The sequence below is a fragment of the Enterococcus sp. 125944 genome, assembly GCF_051909435.1.
Lineage (GTDB): Bacteria > Bacillota > Bacilli > Lactobacillales > Enterococcaceae > Enterococcus_D > Enterococcus_D gallinarum.
Map to the genome: position 1 here is coordinate 23,369 of NZ_JBQASY010000018.1, position 18,338 is coordinate 41,706.

Annotated in this window: 18 protein-coding genes; 12 read left to right on the forward strand and 6 right to left on the reverse strand. The window is 40.3% G+C overall.

Annotation, left to right across the window (positions count from 1 at the left end; genetic code table 11):
* Positions 1 to 7 precede the first annotated feature (7 nt).
* From ACTFWY_RS14180 to ACTFWY_RS14205, 6 genes are all read left to right on the forward strand, one after another.
* Positions 8 to 892, forward strand: a complete 885-nt coding sequence (locus ACTFWY_RS14180; protein WP_029486417.1) for a class II fructose-bisphosphate aldolase — start codon at positions 8 to 10, stop codon at positions 890 to 892.
* Between the two features lie 37 nt (positions 893 to 929).
* On the forward strand, positions 930 to 2,909 hold the full coding sequence (locus tag ACTFWY_RS14185) for a BglG family transcription antiterminator (RefSeq protein WP_253937979.1): 1,980 nt from the start codon (positions 930 to 932) through the stop codon (positions 2,907 to 2,909).
* Positions 2,881 to 3,546, forward strand: coding sequence for an RpiB/LacA/LacB family sugar-phosphate isomerase (locus ACTFWY_RS14190; RefSeq protein ID WP_003125523.1), 666 nt, complete (start codon positions 2,881 to 2,883; stop codon positions 3,544 to 3,546). The genes ACTFWY_RS14185 and ACTFWY_RS14190 overlap by 29 nt, the downstream gene beginning before the upstream one ends.
* 190 nt (positions 3,547 to 3,736) lie before the next feature.
* On the forward strand, positions 3,737 to 4,663 hold the full coding sequence (locus tag ACTFWY_RS14195; RefSeq protein ID WP_171917314.1) for a LacI family DNA-binding transcriptional regulator: 927 nt from the start codon (positions 3,737 to 3,739) through the stop codon (positions 4,661 to 4,663).
* 252 nt (positions 4,664 to 4,915) lie between these two features.
* Positions 4,916 to 6,070, forward strand: coding sequence for an EndoS/ChiA family endoglycosidase (locus tag ACTFWY_RS14200; RefSeq protein WP_230322295.1), 1,155 nt, complete (start codon positions 4,916 to 4,918; stop codon positions 6,068 to 6,070).
* Between the two features lie 129 nt (positions 6,071 to 6,199).
* Positions 6,200 to 7,072 (forward strand): endo-beta-N-acetylglucosaminidase H, encoded by an 873-nt coding sequence (locus ACTFWY_RS14205; protein WP_050762652.1) that lies wholly within the window; start codon positions 6,200 to 6,202, stop codon positions 7,070 to 7,072.
* 505 nt (positions 7,073 to 7,577) lie between these two features.
* On the opposite strand, the gene ACTFWY_RS14210 is transcribed toward ACTFWY_RS14205, so the two are convergent.
* Together ACTFWY_RS14210 and ACTFWY_RS14215 are read right to left on the reverse strand one after the other, a co-directional pair.
* A complete protein-coding gene (locus tag ACTFWY_RS14210; RefSeq protein WP_003125527.1) occupies positions 7,578 to 7,766 on the reverse strand; it encodes a hypothetical protein in 189 nt (62 codons plus the stop codon).
* A gap of 182 nt (positions 7,767 to 7,948) precedes the next feature.
* A complete protein-coding gene (locus ACTFWY_RS14215) occupies positions 7,949 to 8,611 on the reverse strand; it encodes a hypothetical protein (protein WP_311828125.1) in 663 nt (220 codons plus the stop codon).
* 296 nt (positions 8,612 to 8,907) lie between these two features.
* On the opposite strand from ACTFWY_RS14215, the gene ACTFWY_RS14220 reads away from it, so the two are divergent.
* Both ACTFWY_RS14220 and ACTFWY_RS14225 read left to right on the forward strand, forming a co-directional pair.
* Complete coding sequence (locus ACTFWY_RS14220; RefSeq protein ID WP_138371188.1) at positions 8,908 to 9,189, forward strand: metal-sensitive transcriptional regulator; 282 nt, start codon at positions 8,908 to 8,910, stop codon at positions 9,187 to 9,189.
* Positions 9,190 to 9,199: 10 nt separating this feature from the next.
* Positions 9,200 to 10,558 (forward strand): MATE family efflux transporter, encoded by a 1,359-nt coding sequence (locus tag ACTFWY_RS14225; protein WP_311828126.1) that lies wholly within the window; start codon positions 9,200 to 9,202, stop codon positions 10,556 to 10,558.
* A 15-nt stretch (positions 10,559 to 10,573) separates the two neighbouring features.
* Here the strand turns inward: ACTFWY_RS14225 and ACTFWY_RS14230 are convergent, their stop codons facing one another.
* From ACTFWY_RS14230 to ACTFWY_RS14240, 3 genes are read right to left on the reverse strand one after another with little or no spacing between them, the layout of a single operon-like run.
* Positions 10,574 to 11,350 carry an ABC transporter permease gene (locus tag ACTFWY_RS14230; protein WP_311828167.1) on the reverse strand — a complete coding sequence of 259 codons (777 nt, stop codon included), beginning with the start codon at positions 11,348 to 11,350 and terminating at the stop codon, positions 10,574 to 10,576.
* 2 nt (positions 11,351 to 11,352) lie between these two features.
* Positions 11,353 to 12,156, reverse strand: coding sequence for an ABC transporter permease (locus tag ACTFWY_RS14235; RefSeq protein WP_311828127.1), 804 nt, complete (start codon positions 12,154 to 12,156; stop codon positions 11,353 to 11,355).
* The gene (locus ACTFWY_RS14240) at positions 12,153 to 13,127 is read right to left on the reverse strand and encodes an ABC transporter ATP-binding protein (protein WP_311828128.1); all 975 of its coding nucleotides are present in this window, start codon (positions 13,125 to 13,127) and stop codon (positions 12,153 to 12,155) included. Before ACTFWY_RS14240 ends, ACTFWY_RS14235 begins: the two co-directional genes overlap by 4 nt.
* 366 nt (positions 13,128 to 13,493) lie before the next feature.
* Here ACTFWY_RS14240 and ACTFWY_RS14245 point away from each other — a divergent pair, with 366 nt between their 5' ends.
* From ACTFWY_RS14245 to ACTFWY_RS14260, 4 genes are all read left to right on the forward strand, one after another.
* Entirely contained in the window at positions 13,494 to 14,870 is a 1,377-nt protein-coding gene (locus ACTFWY_RS14245) for a hypothetical protein (RefSeq protein ID WP_439926438.1), read from the forward strand.
* A 315-nt stretch (positions 14,871 to 15,185) separates the two neighbouring features.
* Entirely contained in the window at positions 15,186 to 16,493 is a 1,308-nt protein-coding gene (locus tag ACTFWY_RS14250) for a DUF3440 domain-containing protein (protein ID WP_156247738.1), read from the forward strand.
* Positions 16,494 to 16,523: 30 nt separating this feature from the next.
* Positions 16,524 to 16,943, forward strand: a complete 420-nt coding sequence (locus ACTFWY_RS14255) for a hypothetical protein (RefSeq protein ID WP_103300188.1) — start codon at positions 16,524 to 16,526, stop codon at positions 16,941 to 16,943.
* Positions 16,943 to 17,485 carry an IbrB-like domain-containing protein gene (locus ACTFWY_RS14260; protein ID WP_311828130.1) on the forward strand — a complete coding sequence of 181 codons (543 nt, stop codon included), beginning with the start codon at positions 16,943 to 16,945 and terminating at the stop codon, positions 17,483 to 17,485. Before ACTFWY_RS14255 ends, ACTFWY_RS14260 begins: the two co-directional genes overlap by 1 nt.
* A gap of 135 nt (positions 17,486 to 17,620) precedes the next feature.
* Here ACTFWY_RS14260 and ACTFWY_RS14265 read toward each other — a convergent pair whose 3' ends face one another.
* Complete coding sequence (locus ACTFWY_RS14265; RefSeq protein WP_103300189.1) at positions 17,621 to 18,190, reverse strand: recombinase family protein; 570 nt, start codon at positions 18,188 to 18,190, stop codon at positions 17,621 to 17,623.
* Between the last annotated feature and the right edge of the window lie 148 nt (positions 18,191 to 18,338).

Genomic DNA, 18,338 nt, shown 5'->3' on the forward strand with positions numbered 1-18,338 from the left:
TACAACAATGTTAGTAAGTATGAAATCAATTTTAGAAGATGCCAATAAAAATTATTATGGTGTGATGGCGATGAATAGTATCAATATTGAAATGGCGCGTGCAGGAATCGAAGCAGCCGCAGAACAGCGTTCACCGATCATCATTCAATTCGGTCCTGGTCAAATGAAAAATCATGCACATAAAGAAGAAATGATTCCATTGATCAAGGAACTGGCAGCCAGAGTTACTATTCCTGTTGCGTTGAATCTAGATCACGGCATGGACTTCCAAGTCATTGCTGAATGTATCAATCAAGGCTTTACAAATGTCATGTTTGACGGTTCAAGCCTGTCTTATGAAGAAAACTTGCAAAAGACGGCAATGGTCTGCAGTCTTGCACATAGTGTTGGCTGTTCTGTTGAAGCAGAATTAGGACATGTAGGACAAGCGCTGAACGAAGATGATGCAAATATGGATCTTTACACAAATCCTGAACAAGCATTACACTTTGTTCAAAAAACAGATGTTGATGCTCTAGCTGTTGCGATTGGTACCGCACATGGCAACTACCCCAAAGGGAAAATACCACAACTAGACTTTGAGCGTTTAGCAGAGTTAAAAGAAACGTTGCAGATGCCATTAGTGCTTCATGGAGGAAGTGGTTGCGGGAAAGCCAATTTAAGAAAAGCAGTTTCTTTAGGAATCAATAAAATCAATGTGGCTACAGATGCGTTCACTGTTGCAAAAGAAGCCATGATGAGAGAACTAAAAAAAGACGAGCAAACGGATTATATGCATTTATGTATGGCTGCTGAAGCAGGAGTCAAGCAATTTGTGAAAGATTACATTGAGGTAATCGGCTCAAAGGATCGTTATATTTTCGGCGAGGTTACTTACACGGGTCATGAATAGTTGATGAAAGGCAGAATCTGATAGGAGGGCTTTGGATTTGATAAAAGACAAATTGGTAAAGAGAGAGATCTTACGTTTTCTTCAGAAAAATCCGGAGACCTCTATCAAAAAAATAGCTGAATATGTTGGCAAATCTGAAAAATCGATTCGGAGGAAAATCGCCCAAATCGATGATTTGTTGGTAGAAAATAAACTTGGACGAATTGATACGAAGCCTGGTAGAGGGATCTTATTTGTTCTCTATCCAAATAAACAAAACCAGTTATTAAAACATTTTAGTGATTTTTCTATACCTGAAGGAATTTCCCAAAATGATGAATGGACATTAATTTGTTTGCTGTTGGAAAGGGCGAGTAATCACTTTATCACTCAAGTAGAATTAGCTGAAAAATTATATGTCAGTATACCTACTTTCAGAAAACTAATGAGTCATGTGAAAGAATGGTTTGCTGATCATCATATTATGATTCAAACGATTCCCGGAAAAGGACTTACTTTGGTAGGTGATGAATATTCAAAACGGGTAGCGATTCGAGATGCGATCCTTCTGCAAGAAGATGAAAAACAAACTGTTGTTTTGCAACGATTTGCCAGAGGAATATCTGTTGAAGAAATCTCTGAGATTATTCGAAAAGCAGAAAGTGATTGGAAAATCAAATTTTCTAATACCTCATTTATCAAAATACGAATCATGCTGATTTTGAGCGTTGGAAGATTTTCTTATGCCTCTGATATGCCAACGATTGATGATTTTGAAAGAGAATACACCAATGAATATAGTTTTGTTGAAACCCTTTATCGTGGATTAGAAAAAAGAGGATTCGGAACATTCAATGAGGTAGATAAAAGAATACTTACTGCGGAAATTCTTGTATCAAATAAATTGCGCTGGAAGGATTCGGCAGCACTCACTAATTTAAAAAATCAGTATGATAACGATTTGCTTGAATTTGTTCATACAATCATTTCATCTATTTCAGAAATTTTGCAACAGCCATTGACGGAAGACAAAATTTTGGAAGAAGAACTGACAAACCATCTTCGTTCTGCTATTTTTCGAATGAAATACGGGCACAAAAATTCATCTGAATTGACCCGAGACTTGAAAAAACTCTATGGTCGCGTCTTTTTGAGCGTTTGGTCAACAAGTCAATTATTTGAGGACTACTATAATGTACAGTTAACCGAAGATGAGATTGCTTACATCGTTTTGTATATCGAAGCCGCTATATTGAGAAATCAAAGTCAAGTTGATGCTTATTTAGTAACGGATCGAGGCCGTTCCCAAAGTTTGTTTGCCACTGAATATATTAAAAAAAATATTCCAGAAATCAAAGAGATTTATATTATACGAGAAGAAGAAATTGACTCTACCAGAAAAGATGTCCTTTATTTAACGATGGTTCCAGTAGATTCGGTCACTGCAGTTCCGATTTCTTATCTTCCTTCAAACAAAGATCTTGTGAATATTCGAACGGCTCTTTCTCGTTGGGGAATTGTACCTGGATCAATCTCTATTTTTTCCGATGCATCCAAGCCGTTGCTGGATCCAAGATTGATCTTCGTAAATCAAACATATACAAACAAAGAAGAAGTCGTGACATTTTTATCCAATCAACTAGAAAGTTTAGGGTTTGTATCGCCAAATTTCTATCTGACGGTTTGGAAAAGGGAACAAAAGACAACTACCTGTATCGGTCATCATACAGCGATTCCACATGGAAGTATGACAGAAGTATTTGAACCTAAAGTAGCAATAATGGTTTTGAAAGAACCAATTCTTTGGTACGAGGATGAAATGGTGGACACGGTCTTTTTACTGGCCACTAGAATGCAGACCCCGATTGAAATTAGACAGAACAAACATTTTTATCGGGAATTAACCGATTTCACAGAAAACGACTCACTAATGGCCGCTTTTAAAACGAAAAAAAACGCTTTGGCAGCTTTCAATTATCTTTTTTTAAAAATAAATGAGGTGGAAAAGAATGAAAATCGCACTTTTGAACGAATTTAGTCAGGCAGCAAAGAATCCAATTATCCTAAATGAATTGACAACAATCGGCAACAAATATGGTCATGAGGTTTATAATGTTGGCATGAGTGAACCTTTATTATCAGAAGATCTGCCAGAAGCTTACAGCAAAGACAATCCACGTTTGACTTATATTCATTTAGGTATTCAAGCGGCACTGCTGCTTCATTCAGGAGCGATTGATTTTATTGTGACTGGCTGCGGCACTGGACAAGGCGCATTAATGTCTCTAAATGCCTATCCCGGTGTGATATGCGGGTATTGTATCGAACCAACCGACGCATATCTTTTTTTGCAAATCAATAATGGTAATGCCCTGTCTTTGCCTTATGCTAAAGGATTCGGCTGGGGCGCAGAGCTAAACCTGGAAACAATCTTCGACCGTGCTTTTGGTTCTAACAAAGGAAATGGGTATCCTAAAGAACGGAAAGCATCACAAAATCGCAATGCAGAAATATTGAATGAAGTAAAACAGGTGATGGCAAAACCACTACTGTCAGGTTTGAAAGCACTGGATCCAGCTTTGGTTCGCACCGCGTTAACCCCACGTTTTTTGGAATGTTTTGACGCTGGCTGCCAAAATCCTTCAATAAAAGCCTTTGTAGAAAAAATGAGATAGGAATGAAGAAGAGTAATCAACAACCCGAAGTAGGGAGAGCTACTTCGGGTTGTTTGTCTATCACTTATGGTAGAGAAATCTTCCTTTTCATCCCCACAATCTGTCTTTATATTCCTTTTATGGTAGACTACAACTAGACAGAGGAAGATAAAGCAGCAGTGAAAATACATAGCATAAGGAGCAACTGTTTATGGCAACGATTCGAGATATTGCAAGAATGACTGGTTATTCCATCACTACGGTTTCCCGGGTTATCAACGGTCATCCGTATGTGGAAGAACAAAAGCGTCAAACCATTTTAGCCATGATGAAAGAACTGAACTATAAGCCGAATAAGATCGCTCAGAAACTAAGCTCAGGAAAAACATTCAATGTGGGAGTCATCGTACCATTTGTCAACCATCCCTTCTTCGATAGAATACTAAATGGCATTATGGAAGAAGCATTTGCGCAACAATATAAGGTGACGCTTTTACCAACTAATTTCGATAAAGCCTTGGAGAAGGACTATTTAGAAGAGTTCGCTGCCAAAGGGTTCGATGGATTGATTGTTATCACTCGTGCCAACCATATTGAGACATTTCGCCCCTATCTTGAAAATGGCCCTATCGTTTTTTGCGAAGATGCCAGCGGAACGGATGTCCCATTTGTAACGATCGATCAAGTTGGCTCAGTGACAGCCAGCATCCTTTATCTTAAAGAACAAGGCGTTAAACGGTTAGGCTTGACTCTTGGCCGCAGCAAACGACTCAGCTGTAATTCGATCAATACGATCGCTAAAGCAAAGGAGCTCTTTCCCGGGTTTTCAGAAGAGGACATTTTTTGGGATTGTATCAAAGCAGAAGATGGCGAGGCTGCGGCTGTTTTTTTCAAAGACCGGGGCGTTGACGGGATCATTACCAATGGAGATGAAATCGCAGCGACAATATTATCTCAATATGGGGAAAGAAAAACACCTCTGATTATCGGTCAAGAAAACTTACTGATCAGTCGATTACTGAACTTTTCAACCGTTGAATTCCATTTGCACCTCTGTGGACAAGAAGCGTTCCGTCTATTCCAGGAACGGAGTAGGGAACAAATCGTTTTACCGTTTGAATTGCTTGTTCGCAGTTAAGCAATGCTCTAAAAATGTGTTATCAAAATCACCATTCTTTTTTAGGAGACTGCCGTTTTGCAAGAAAAGGATAAGAAAGCCCTCATGAGAATAGAGGGCTTCTTTTGTTGCTATTTTTTAGCGCATTCTTTTTTTACTTTAAAGAAAAATCTTTAATTTGTTATGAAATACCTATAATTTGTTCCTAGATATTTCATTAAGTAAGCGCTAACATAAAGTGTATCAAATTTTATTCTGAAAGGATGGATGTTGATGAAAAAAGTCGTTTTGGGATTGTTTGCCGCTAGTTCGTTGTTGCTTTGTGGGTTTTTGTTTGGGGTTGAGGGATCTGCCACGACTGTTGAGAAATCGGAAAAAACATTTATGGTCTATTACCGCACATGGAGAGATCAAAGTATTCCATCTGAACAAAATAATCAGATCCGAATGACAGATATTCCTTATGGTATTGATGTGGTCAATGTGTTCCACGCAAATGTGAGTGATGCAGATAGTAAAGTCTTTTTTGATGAAGTCGCCAATGTTTATGCACCAGAATTACACAAGCGAGGAACAAAGCTTGTACGAGGATTAGATTATCGCGAACTATTGAAAGTTCCTACAACGCAAAGCCAACCAACAGCAAAAGAATTTGACGATTATGCAAAGCAGCTTTTAGATAAATATATGACACCAGGAATCGATGGCCTTGATTTTGATATGGAAAGTACTTATACTACCAGTCAACTGAAAATCGCCCATGGGGTGATCGAGGCCCTCTCCCACTATATTGGACCAAAGTCAGACACAGATACACTGCTGATTTATGATACTGTAGATATCTTTTCCCTAGAGCCATTTACTCCTGTTTCATCAGCGTTCAGTTTTTTGGGTGCGCAGCAATATGGATCGAATGCCACGCGGGCGGAGTCTTCATGGAACAACACGTTCTCAAAGACAGGTATCGAACGGTCTCAGTATTTAGTCGGTCTCTCGTTTCCTGAAGAACGTACCAATCAAACATGGGGAGATACCCGTGAACCTTATGAGTCCAGCAATCTCTATAGTGTCGCAAATTATGTCCGTACAACTGAAACTGGAGGCATGTTTCTTTATGCGATTGACCGCGATGGTATCCAAGGAAGAAACGATCAGTTGTTGAAGACGGACTTTCTCTGGACAAAAACGGCGATTTTGGAATCAAAAGGCTACTCTTTGGCGGAGTCGCAAGCTTTTGCTAAACATTATCTTGCTAGAAAGAACGACCAGTTTTCCGATCGCCAAGTTCAAGAATTAAGTCAACAAATCGAACGTGCCACTTCTCATTATGAAGTGAATCGAGTGTTTTTGGCTGCTAAGTATGAAGAAGCGGTCAGCCCTGAATATGACCCATTGAAAGAAGCTGCGCTTATGGCAGCAGAACAATAGACTCTATGCAAAAAAACTCTTCGTAAATGATGTGTAAATATCTGATTATTATAGGAGGCGTTGACAGTGAACAATAAGAATCAACTAGCAGTGAAACCATCTCGAAGATTCACAGTTGCTTTTGTGGTGATGGTTCTTTTAAGTCTCTTTTCTTTGGCCGCACCGGTTTTAGAAGCTCAGGCTGCCGATCAAGTCACACCGAAAACAGTGATGTATGTTGAAGTCAATGACAACGAATTTAGAAACATTGGGAAATATACGCTAGCCGGAACGGACAAACCTGCAATCGACATCGGGATCATTTTTGCTGCGAATATCAATTATGATCCAGCGACAAAGCAAGCCTATCTTCATTTAAATGAGCAAGTACAAAAAACACTAGCCGAAAAGGAAACCCAGATCAAACCGTTACAAGCACGAGGCACAAAAGTTCTCTTATCGATATTAGGAAATCACCAAGGAGCTGGTTTTGCAAATTTCACAGATTATGCCAGTGCTGATGCGTTTGCTGCGGAGCTAGAACAAGTGGTGAAAACGTATGGTTTAGACGGAATCGATTTTGATGATGAGTATGCAGAATACGGGAAAAATGGGACACCTCAACCAAATGATCAGTCATTCATTTGGCTTATTCAAGCATTGAGAAATCGTCTTGGGACAGATAAGCTGATCACACTATATAATATTGGTCCCGCTGCCGAGAATTCAATGTATAATGAAAATGTTTCAAAGACGATCGATTATAGCTGGAATCCATATTATGGCTCTTGGCAGGTTCCTTACTTTGTTGGAATGGGGGCCGACCGTTTAGGACCAGCGGCTGTAGAAGTAGGAAGAAACCAAGCGCAAAGCATTCAATATGCTAAACGGACGAAGGCTGAAAATTACGGGATTTTCCTAATGTATAATCTTCGCAGCACCAACTCTGCCGATTATCTTTCAGGAATCACACAGGAATTGTATGGAAAGAAGACTGTATATACAGAGACTATTCCAAACTAGAAGGATTCAAATCAAAATGAGAAATGTGTCATAGATAACGACTGTGGGGGACGCTTCAACAAGAAGTGCCTTCGCAGTTTTTTATTCGAGGATAGGATTATCAGCAGATCTCCGTAGCTGGAAATTTATCAACAAAAGTAGAAGAAATGTTTTTTTATTGGGAGATTTGAGGGAAATAGAATAGTAAATCTTTGTTTTGCTCAGCAATAAGACCACTTGAAATTCGTAGAAGAATGGCTTACCATTGTTCTGTAGTTCCGAAAAACAAACAAGGAAGAAGTACCAGGCAAGAGCACTTGGGGAAGATTCTCTTGGGGGAAGCCTGATACATCTCCTGTTTTTTTATTTTAACATTATTTGCAAATAATGTAGAGAGATATTGAATAAATAAAATAAAAATACTTTATACATTTTTGTGTTTCAACGAAGCAACACTAATTGGGCTGCCTTTTTTCTGTCTTGGGGATCCTGTACCTAAAATCAGTTTCCTCAGTCTCTGAAAGTTTTATCCCACCAATGATGCAGTTTTGATTGAAAAGTTGCAAAGTTTCGCAACTCCTGTTTCAGAAGTACCTTGAATCAACACTGTAGCTGTATTTTCGTAAACATGAATAACGCTAACATCTTGTAAACCACTAAAGCCAATAACCTTTGCCTGATAGTCTTGACCAGGAAACACTTGATATTTTTCCATGTTTGCTCTCCTTTTTTATTTTAATTTATTCTTATTTCAAAAGAATAATAAGTAAAAAGCATAAAAAAGTAAAGGAAAACGATTTAAAGGAGACAACTAAGATTTTGCTGTTCATTTTGTTCTTTTAAAAATGTATTGAAGGGGATAGTCAAAGCCATGTAGTTTTCTTATGAGAACTTAAGTTATTTAATTATCAAGTAAATTAAGTAGGCATTTGGTAAGGTTTTCAAGTTATCTGGTGCTAGATTATTTGCCATATCATCATAGATTTTTAATCCATCATTTCCTTCTGCTAAATAAAGCAGTGGGACTTTTTTATTTTTCTCGAGTTTCACTTTGCCGTTTTTGATAGTAGTCACAGCACCAAATTGTCTGTCTTCCTGTGTAAGGGGAAAGTCATAGTCGGAAAGATCGGTGACTGTTTGTGACATGGCGCCATTGGAGAATAACTTCACCAATAAATGATTCTGTCCTTCCGCAATACCAAAGTTTAAATAGCCACTGATGGAAACATCTTGTTCATAAGTCAAAGAAGCAACTGATTCATGAGCACTTAATTCACCTTTGCGATAGTGATCAAAATAGACTGTTAATGAGGTTGCCGTGGTGTTGAATTTTAGTTGCGAACCATATGCCAGTAGCAAACTCGTCAAATCTGGTTCATTTTCTAGTTGAACAAGCTGACCATCAGGGACACCAGCTATTTTGCTACCCTGAAAAGGCCAGTAATTGAAGTGATTCAAGAACAGACCCAGCACTACAACAATCAGGGTAGGGAGGAAGATGAAAACAAGACGTTTTGGCTTGCGCGATTTATGAGTTGCTGGCTTTTCAGATAGCTGCATGTTGATTCGCTCCTTTTAAGTTGATCTTTCTTCTTTGATTTTCTCACAGTATAGTGTTTAAAACAATATTCAAAGTGTAAAATTACTATATAATATGACAGTACTTGTAAAAGTTGCACTAAGTGAGTTTGTTGCTGTCTGTTTCTCTCATTCATGACCAGAGTTGTAGCACCTCCGAGGAAAGATAGTTGAAATGACTTTAGCAATAGAAGAATTAAACATAACTTTTTGACTTAGAAATAATGATTACGTACAATAGGGGTGGGGGGTACCCCTATATTAAAGGAGGAATCGCTATGTCACATGCCAAAGAACATCAAACAGATGAATTACTTAAACGCCTGAATAAAATTGAAGGGCAAGTCTCTGGGATTAAAAAGATGGTCGTCGCTAATAAAGATTATGGGGATATCATGATCCAGTTGAACTCAGCTCGTTCGGCCATTCAAAAAATCAGCCAAATCCTCTTGGAGGCCCAAGCGGATCATGCGTTGATACATGTTAGTGCAGGTTCAGATTTGGATGAAGAAATGAAGGCCTTGAAACGGGTGATCACCCAATACAACAAGTTGAATTGAGTGACGGGATATGACTAAATTAAATGCTGATTTGCCAAAAGACATGCAAATCCAGGAGCGAATCATTCATTTGGCATTGCCAACAACTGTGGAGAATATCTTGGAAACGACAGTTGGCTTTATTGATTCATTGATGGTTTCTAAAATCGGATTATTTGCTGTTGCAGGTGTTGGTTTGGCTAATGCAATATTGAATGTATATATAGCTATTTTCATTGCTTTAGGAATTGGGACATCTTCATTGATTTCACGAAGTATCGGCGCAAATAACCTAGAAAAAGCAAAGCAGATCGCTAAGCAATCGTTGTTGTTGGCAATCATCTCTGGTCTTTTTCTTGGAATTGTAAGTTTAGTAGCTGGACCTCAGCTTTTAACGATCATGGGAGCGACAAAAGAAACCCTTGATTCTTCCCTGCAATTTTTTAGTATTGTAGGGGGCGGAGCTATTGTTATTGCAACGATGTCTACTTTAGGAAGTATGCTACGAGCAATCGGAGATACCAAAACACCAATGAAAATCGGTATTATTACGAACGTATTGAATGTCGTAGTGGATTATGTCTTGATTTTTGGTGTAGGGCCAATTCCAGCTTTAGGTGTGATGGGAACAGCGTTAGGAACATTAATTGCCAGATCGTTAGGTACGATATTACTTTATCGAAAAGTACAGCATTCTGTTATTGCTTTTCCATTGTTTACTCGATTGAATAAAAGTAGTTTCAATGAACTGTTGCGAATTTCTTTTCCAGCAGCGTTGGAGCGGTTAGTGATGCGTTTGGGACAGGTATTGTACTTTGGTCTGATCGTGGCGATTGGTGCCAAAACCTATTCAGCACACACCATTGCTGGCAGTATTGAAAGCTTTGTGTATATGCCTGCCTATGGGTTGGCGACGGCTGCTGCTACACTGACGGGAATGAGTATAGGAAAGAAAGATTATGATGAGACAAAACGAATTGCTTTTTTATCTGTAAAATATGGTGTGATTATTCTTAGTCTCTTAGGGATTGGACTATTTATTGGGTCTCCGATTGTTGCTACTTTGTTCACGAAAGATCCCGAAGCACTTCGTCAAATCGTGGTGGCTTTGAGGATCGATGCGTTCAATCAACCAGGATTAGCGATCAGTCTCATTCTAGCTGGCGTGCTGCAAGGAATGGGAGACACCAAGACACCATTGTATAGTACAGCGTTTGGGATGTGGGTGATACGAATAGTAGGTGTGATAGTGTTAGGCAATAGCTTGAATTTAGGGATCGCTGGTGTTTGGCTGGCAATTGGGATCGACTTGTACACTCGCTCGGCTTTTTTGTCCTATCGTTTTAAAAGAAATATCCGCAGACTTACGAAAAAAGGAAGCCCCGACTGAGGACTTCCTTTTTCATTACGAACCGGTAGAAACATACTTGCTCAGACCAAAGCGCCAAAACAAGAGGGCGGGAATACCAAATGGCAAGCATAGTAATGGGGAAAACGCCCATAGTGGCTGCTCCAGACGACCAATGATAAATAAAAAGGGATAGTATTGAAACCAAGCCATTGGAATGACATAGGTCAAGATTCGCAAGACATGTTTGCCGTAGATGCTAAATGGATAGCGGCCAAATTCACGGGCGCCGTCCGTAAAGATGTTCATGAATTCCAATCCCTGAAGGGTGAAAAAAGAAATGGCGGCATAAATCAAAAAGAGAAAAAAGAACAAGACGGCACCACAGAGAATCATCAAAGTCAGAGTCAGCACTTTGATCGGCTGCCAATCAATGCCACTTGTGGCCAAGACATAGCAAAACAAGAGCAATGCTTGCAGGAGCCGACCAATGCGAGTGAATTCCATTTTAGCAGCCAGTACTTGAAAGACTAGCGGTCGGGGCCGGACCAATGCGCGATCAAATTCACCATTGGCGATCATTTGCGGAAATAGGTCGAATCCGCGAGCAAAACATTCCGCTAATGAAAAAGAAAAAAGGATTGTCGCAAAGCACAGCAGCACTTCCTCAAATGAGAAGCCATCCACTTGATGGAACCGGGAAAACATAAACAAAATTCCTAGAAAAGCGGTAAAGGAACCAAGGAATTGGCCTAATGCCGTAAAGAAGAACGAAACCTTATATTGCATTTGACTTTTCAAATGGATACTAAAATATTTCCAGTAAAGAGACATCTTCAACCCCCCTGTACGATCACTCGTTTTAACGCACGAGCCATCCAAAACTTGCCACCAGCTACCAATACCACCAACCAAAAAAGCTGCATTCCCAGCCTCAGCCATAACGCATTTCCAACCAAATCCCCGCTATAAATCCGCAAAGGCACATTTTGCATCGCGGCAAAAGGCAGCAATTCAGCGATTTGTCGAAAAGGCTGTGGGAAAAATGGCAACGGAATAATGGCGCCAGCGAGAAATTCACCGATTGCCCCCATCACGACCCGCACCCCGAGAGAAGAAAGGGTATAGAATGTCGAAATATAAATCAACATGGACACAGCCACTACGACGCCTAGACTTAAAACCAGCGACAGCATAAACAGCAGTAAGCGCATTAGATTTTCTGGTAAGACCAAACGATAGGGCACTGGCAGCAAAAAGGCGATAGCAAAAATAGGCAGGCAGCGCAGCAACGCTTTTGCACAGCGATTCGCTGCCGATTGGCAAAACCAGCGGTCATAGAGATCCATTGGACGAGCCAACTCGTAAGCGATCGTTCCTGATGTTATGGCATCAAAAATCTCATTTTCAAAAAACCATAACATGAACAATGCTAAGAAAGCTTGCTGCATCCAGACATAAGAAACGGTTTGCTGAAAGGTCATTGGAAAAGCAGCTGGATCGGTCTGATAAAAGGCGCGAAAAGCGAAAATCTCCAACATGCCCCAAACGAATTGTGTCACCATTCCAGCGAATGCTGCCGATCGATATTGCAGACTATTTGTAAAACGGATGCGAAAAAGTGCCTGATACTTGTTCATATATGGTACTCCTTATACAACTTAGCAACCATTTCTTCTGCTGTGATACTGGAAACAGACAGATCAGTGATCTCCACTTGCTGGCTAAGCTGTGTGATAGCTTGCGGCACGGTCAGCTGATTTGGATCAATCGTTAGTTCCAATCGCCCGATTTCTGCTTGGGTTACAGTGACGCCTGCTGGAAGTGTCGGTGCGATTCCTAGATAATCGATCTGCAATGTTTTGGCGTCAGCGAAGCGTTGCTTCAACTCTGGCAATTGACCATCTAATAAAATTTGCCCTTTACCAATCAGTAAAATGCGTTCTGTCAATGCTTCAATGTCCTGCATGTCATGGGTCGTTAGGATGACAGTCGTTCCCTTTTCCTGATTACGCTTTTTGATGAATTGGCGCACTGCGATCTTAGACACCGCATCAAGGCCAATCGTCGGTTCATCTAGAAACAAAATCTTGGGATCATGGAGCAACGAAGCGGCAATCTCGCAGCGCATACGTTGCCCTAGACTCAAGGAACGGGCGGGGGTTTTCAACGTTTCGCTTAGATCGAGCAAAGCGACTAGCTCTTCCAGATTTTGCCGATAGACTTGCGGATCGACCCGATAAATATCACGAATCAGCTCGAAACTGTCGATGACTGGGACATCCCACCAGAGCTGGCTGCGTTGACCAAAGACAACGCCAATGTCTTGGACATGATCGATCCGTTCTTTCCATGGAACGCGCCCGTTGATCAAGCATGTTCCGTCATCAGGTGTCAAAACACCGCACATGATTTTGATGGTGGTACTTTTCCCGGCACCATTCGGGCCAATGTATCCGACCATTTCTCCTTCTTGAATCGTAAAGCTGATATCTTGTAAAGCGGGGATCGTTGAAACCTCTCGATGAAAGAGCGCCTTGGTAGCATTACGAAAACCACTTTGGCGTTTCGCGACTTTGAAGCTTTTGTTGAGGTGTTGCACTTGGATCATTTGGATTCACTCACTTTCTTTTTTGGCAAAAAACGCGACAAAAAGAGCATCCGAAAACACGAATACTCGCAACGAGTTGGTCCAAACGAACATGGTTGGGGCAGCGGTTCGTCAGCCAAACAAAAGTAACGCTAGTGTAGCATAGCGAATGACTGAATTCAATGGAAGAAAAGATGTAAGTGATAAAAACGACATTCTAAACGAGCGATAAAGGAATAACGCCTTCGACTCTTAGCTTCTTTTTTTATGGAAAGCCGTGCGGTCTTTATATAGAAAAGGTATAATAAATGAGAAACGATCACTTGTACATGTCAATAGATCGTACCACAGATGAGTGATTGGTAGAGAGAAATAAGGAGGTTCCTGATGGTTCAACGAATTAAGAAATGGCTCGTGACGTTTGCACAAACGACCCCATTTCTTTTAAGTAATACGGTAATCGTGATTCCGTATTTGTTATTCCTAGAATTGAATAATGGCAAGAGTTGGTTAACGATTCTGCCGTTTACTTTATTTTATACATTACGGATGACAGGAATTTTTCTCATCCGCAGTATACGTTTGGGATTAGACAGTTATACACTGCTGATTGGTGCTTTGCTGATGGGTGGTGTTGGAGCCTTTGCTGGAGTTCTAGGTGTTTATTATTTTCCATTTTTCTATTTATCCGGTAGTCTGCTAGGGCTGAGTGCCTCTTGGCTAGTTCCAACGAATCGCACGGTCAATCTTCATGAAAAGAACTTGGGATTTATCAATATGACTCGTAAAAAAGTGCCTTTTGCATTGTTCTTACTGATTTTGTTGTTAGTGGTGATGGAATGGTCAGGCACAACGAAGCTGATAGCCGCATTTGGCTTGTATACGATGTTTTACGTCATGGCTTACCATACAGTTACCCACTATCCTAGATATAGCATCGACTTTAAGCAAATGAATTCAAAAGTGATCGCCTTTAAAGAATTGCTTCTTTTTCTAATCTTTTTCTTGTTACTCTTTTTGCTGCGGAATGCACGTTTATTGGCAAATATCCAATTGCTTGATTGGGCGATTTATGGTTTCTTTTTCCTCTTCTTAGGTGCCGTATTTTATCTGGGACGAGCGAAGAAGCATTGGAAGCTGCCCTCATGGCTCAACGTGCTAACTTTTTTAAATGGCATGTTAGGGAATTTTGTTTTCTTATTTGGAGCGCTTTATCTAGGAAGTCTACATGGGACAGAGGCGTTGACTCGCTATTTGTATTTGCCTTATCTTGGAGGAATGATTTTGTCCATGATCTTAGGCAAACGTATTCTGCAAGGTATTTCTCCAAATACAGTTCCAGTTCTGCTTGCTGGTTTGGCTCTTTCATTGTTTGTGCTTCTTTTTCCACAAAGTTTTGTTCTTGGTTTGTTTTTATTAAGCTTTTGGCAATCTTTGACCAGCAGCTGGTTGAATCAACGGTATGCGCAGGAACCTTCTTTGCCTGTTGATCAGCGAATGATCGCCAAATTTACCACTCAAAATAAGGGGAGTGTCACGCATCAATTCGTCATGATGGCTTTTCTACTGATTATGACAACTCTCTTTGATCGCCCGCTGAATATCTTGTTACAGCTATCGGGAAACGATCCATTGTCATCTCCAGATTTACACGTATTAAATGATGCCAAATGGTTGAATTGCGGTATCTTAATGGTTGCTGTCATCGTTGTGTACGTCTTGTGGAAAAAAAACACTCAACTGGAGAAAGTGACGAAACAATAAAAACGAACGATGATTTTCCATTGGAGTAAGGAAAATCCCACTAGATTAGCAACTAGTCCAGTGGGATTTTTACGTTTTGATAACCATTGGATTTTCCCAATCCGCTTAATTGATGATCCAGCTCAAGCAATGTCAGGGTTAGACAGACAAATTTTTTTCCTAATCGAAAGAAAGAGTGGAAATATTTGGATGTTTATTTCGTTAAGAAGGATTCTGCAATTAAGAGGTAGGCTTGTAAGCAGCCCCAATTCACTTTATAATGAAAGTGAATACATGCACAAATTCAATCAAAAATAAGTAAAAGAAGCGGGGTTTATGAAGAAATATTGCGATATCAATGTGTTGGCAGCTGCTGAGGAACGTCTGACGTATATATTCAATACCTTTTCTCATGTTTATTTCTCTTTTAGCGGTGGGAAAGACAGTGGAGCAATGGTCCAATTGGCTGACCAAATTGCCCAAAAAAGTGGAAAAAAATTTGACTTGTTGATTTTAGACATCGAAGCCAATTATCGCTCAACTCGGAACTTTATGGAATCGATCAAACAGCTGAAAAGCGTTCAACAGGTCTATCATTTCTGCTTGCCATTTTATGAAGATAACACGACTAGTATTTTTCAACCTCAGTGGAAAATGTGGGATGAAGCCGAACGGGATAAGTGGGTCCAAGAAATGCCCAGGGATGCGATTTCGCTGGCAGATCTCGATGAATCAATGATGGAACTGTACCAAAGTGCAAATTTAAATCCAGATAAATTTCTGAAAAATTTTGCCTTTTGGTATGCGAATCATCATAAAGGCGAGCCGGTTGCCTGCGGCATCGGCATTCGTACCCAAGAAAGCTTGCATCGCTACCGGGCTATTTTAAATCGGAATTTCAATTATCAAGGACATTGCTGGATCAAGCATCAAACCAGTCAAGGGGAGATTCTCAACTTTTATCCGCTTTATGACTGGAAGACAGAGGACGTCTGGGGGGCGTATGCGCACTTTGATTGGGAAATGAATGGTTTTTATGACAAGCTTTACACTTATGGAGTGTCCCTCTCCCAAATGCGGATTTGTCAGCCATATGGCCTGCAGCAACGAAAAGGACTCTCTCAATATGCGTTAGTCGAACCGGATACTTGGGAGAAAGTCGTCAACCGCGTCTCGGGCGCGAATTTTGGCCGCTTGTATGCACGGACTTCCTTGTTGGCCCATTACAATACTCAAAAACCTGCCCACATGACTTGGCAGGAGTACGCTGTCTTTTTGCTGGAATCGATTGGGCTATATTCCAAAAATCTGCAAGACCATTACTACCGTAAAATATCGATTCTGATCGCTCACTATCGGGACAAGTACGGTGTTCATGTAGAGGCGATCCCCGATGAAACCAAACGCAAAGAATGGCTGAAGAATGAAGTACTTTGGCATGACTGGAAGGGGATCGCGAAAGCATTGGAAAAAAATGATTTTTCTTTGAGTACCAGACAATACGCATTGACCAAGAAAGACGAGTCTGAACTCTATGCGTTAGCTGTGGAATTTGGTGCGGCATTAGGCATCGAACACCTGCCAAAATACCAATTGAAGAAGTTAGGAAAGACCTATGAACAATTGACCAAGAATCAGCCGTAATCAGTTATTTGTTGAAAGGATGTGGAGTAGTTGAAAGAACAGCTGATCGTCTTTTTTCCACCATATAAGAAAGGACATTTCTATCAATTGATGGGGCCTTTCTTTGCTGAGCGAATCTACCAAAAGCAATTTCCCTATCTCGTTAATTCTGGGGATTGCCATTGGTATGTGATCGTGGATTCGCTGAATCAGGTGATGGGCTTCTCTTACTATGAAAAAAAAACAGCTCGCATCGAGATTGGCGAATTCTATGAAAAAGAGCCTGCTTCAGGCAGAAAAACTCTTTTGTTAAGAAAAATGCTGCATGACATCCGAAAAAAACATCCGGATCAAGAAATCACAGTCACAACGAATCACCCTAATGAAGTGGCGTTGTTCCAGACAAAGGGGTTCACCGTTTTTCGCCAAACGAAGAACTATTATTTTCTCAAAAGGGAGTGTTCTGTTTAATGGAAAAAATTGCTTTTCCTGTGCTAGCTGTAAAAATGGTTCCATTGATTCAAATTCACGCCAATCACTACAATCCCAATAAAGTAGCGGAACCCGAGTTGGAACTTTTGGAGTTGTCGATTCGGGAAGACGGCTTCACACAACCATTAGTCTGTTATTTTGACAACGAAAAAGAAGGGTACTTACTGATTGACGGCTTTCACCGCTATCAAGTGGCCAAAGAACGGTTGAACCTAAAAGAAGTGCCAGTGACTGTTATCGATAAGCCATTGGAACACCGTATGGCTTCCACTGTTAGACATAATCGAGCTCGAGGCACTCATGGTATCGAGAAAATGAGCAAAATCGTTCAACAATTAGTAGCAAGCGGATGGACAGATGATCGGGTTGCCAAAGAATTGGGAATGGAGGCAGAAGAAGTCTTTCGTTTCAAACAAAGCTCCGGCTTAAAGAGTGCCTTTTCGAATCATCAATTTAGCCGATCATGGACTGATTTCGAAAAAAAATATTATCAGAAACAAGAAGAACCAGAGAATATTTGATTAAACACTAGAAAATTTGCTGTGTTAAAATTAGAAAAACGACCATTGGATTACTCGTGATGAGCTTGCTTTCATCGTAAAACAATGGTCGTTTTTTGATGTGGTTTGCTGGGTTAGCGAAGGAAAGCCAAGTGATCAGCCTTGCAATGCTGATTGTTTTAAATAACGATAAAACGTTGCTTTCTTGACACCGGTCTTTTGACAAACTTCTGCTACTGAATAGCCCTGCTCTTGATACAAAAGGAGAGCTTTTTGGATTAACTGAGGATCTACCTTGGGTCTACCACCAATGTTTCCTCTTGCCCGTGCAGAAATCAGCCCTTCTTTGGTACGTTCGACAATAATATCACGTTCAAACTGACTAAATGCTTGGAAAACGGTCATCATCAATTTCCCCTGCGGTGTCTGAGTATCAAAATTTTCTTTGATACTGATTACTTTCACACCTTTTTGTTCAAAAAAATATACCAAATCAATTAAGTCTTTGGTACTGCGGCCAAGACGGGAAAAGCTTTCGATGATGATTTGATCCTGTTGCTTCACGCGCTTTTTTAATTTGATCAACTCTGGCCGATTGGCCTGCGTACCACTAATCTTTTCTGTATAAATTTTATGGCAGTTATATTTCTCAAGTAAATCCAATTGACGTGAAAGATCTTGCTGTCTTGTAGAGACTCGCGCATAACCATAAACCATTCCTGACATCTATATTCCTCCAGTTGAAAATTTTTCTTAGTGAAAGAATACCTTTTTTTGTACATGAAGTATATAACGCAAAATAACGAATTATTTTGTCTGACTAAATGAAAATTCGTTTTCAAACATCCTATTTTTCCCCACTCAGTTTTTTTCT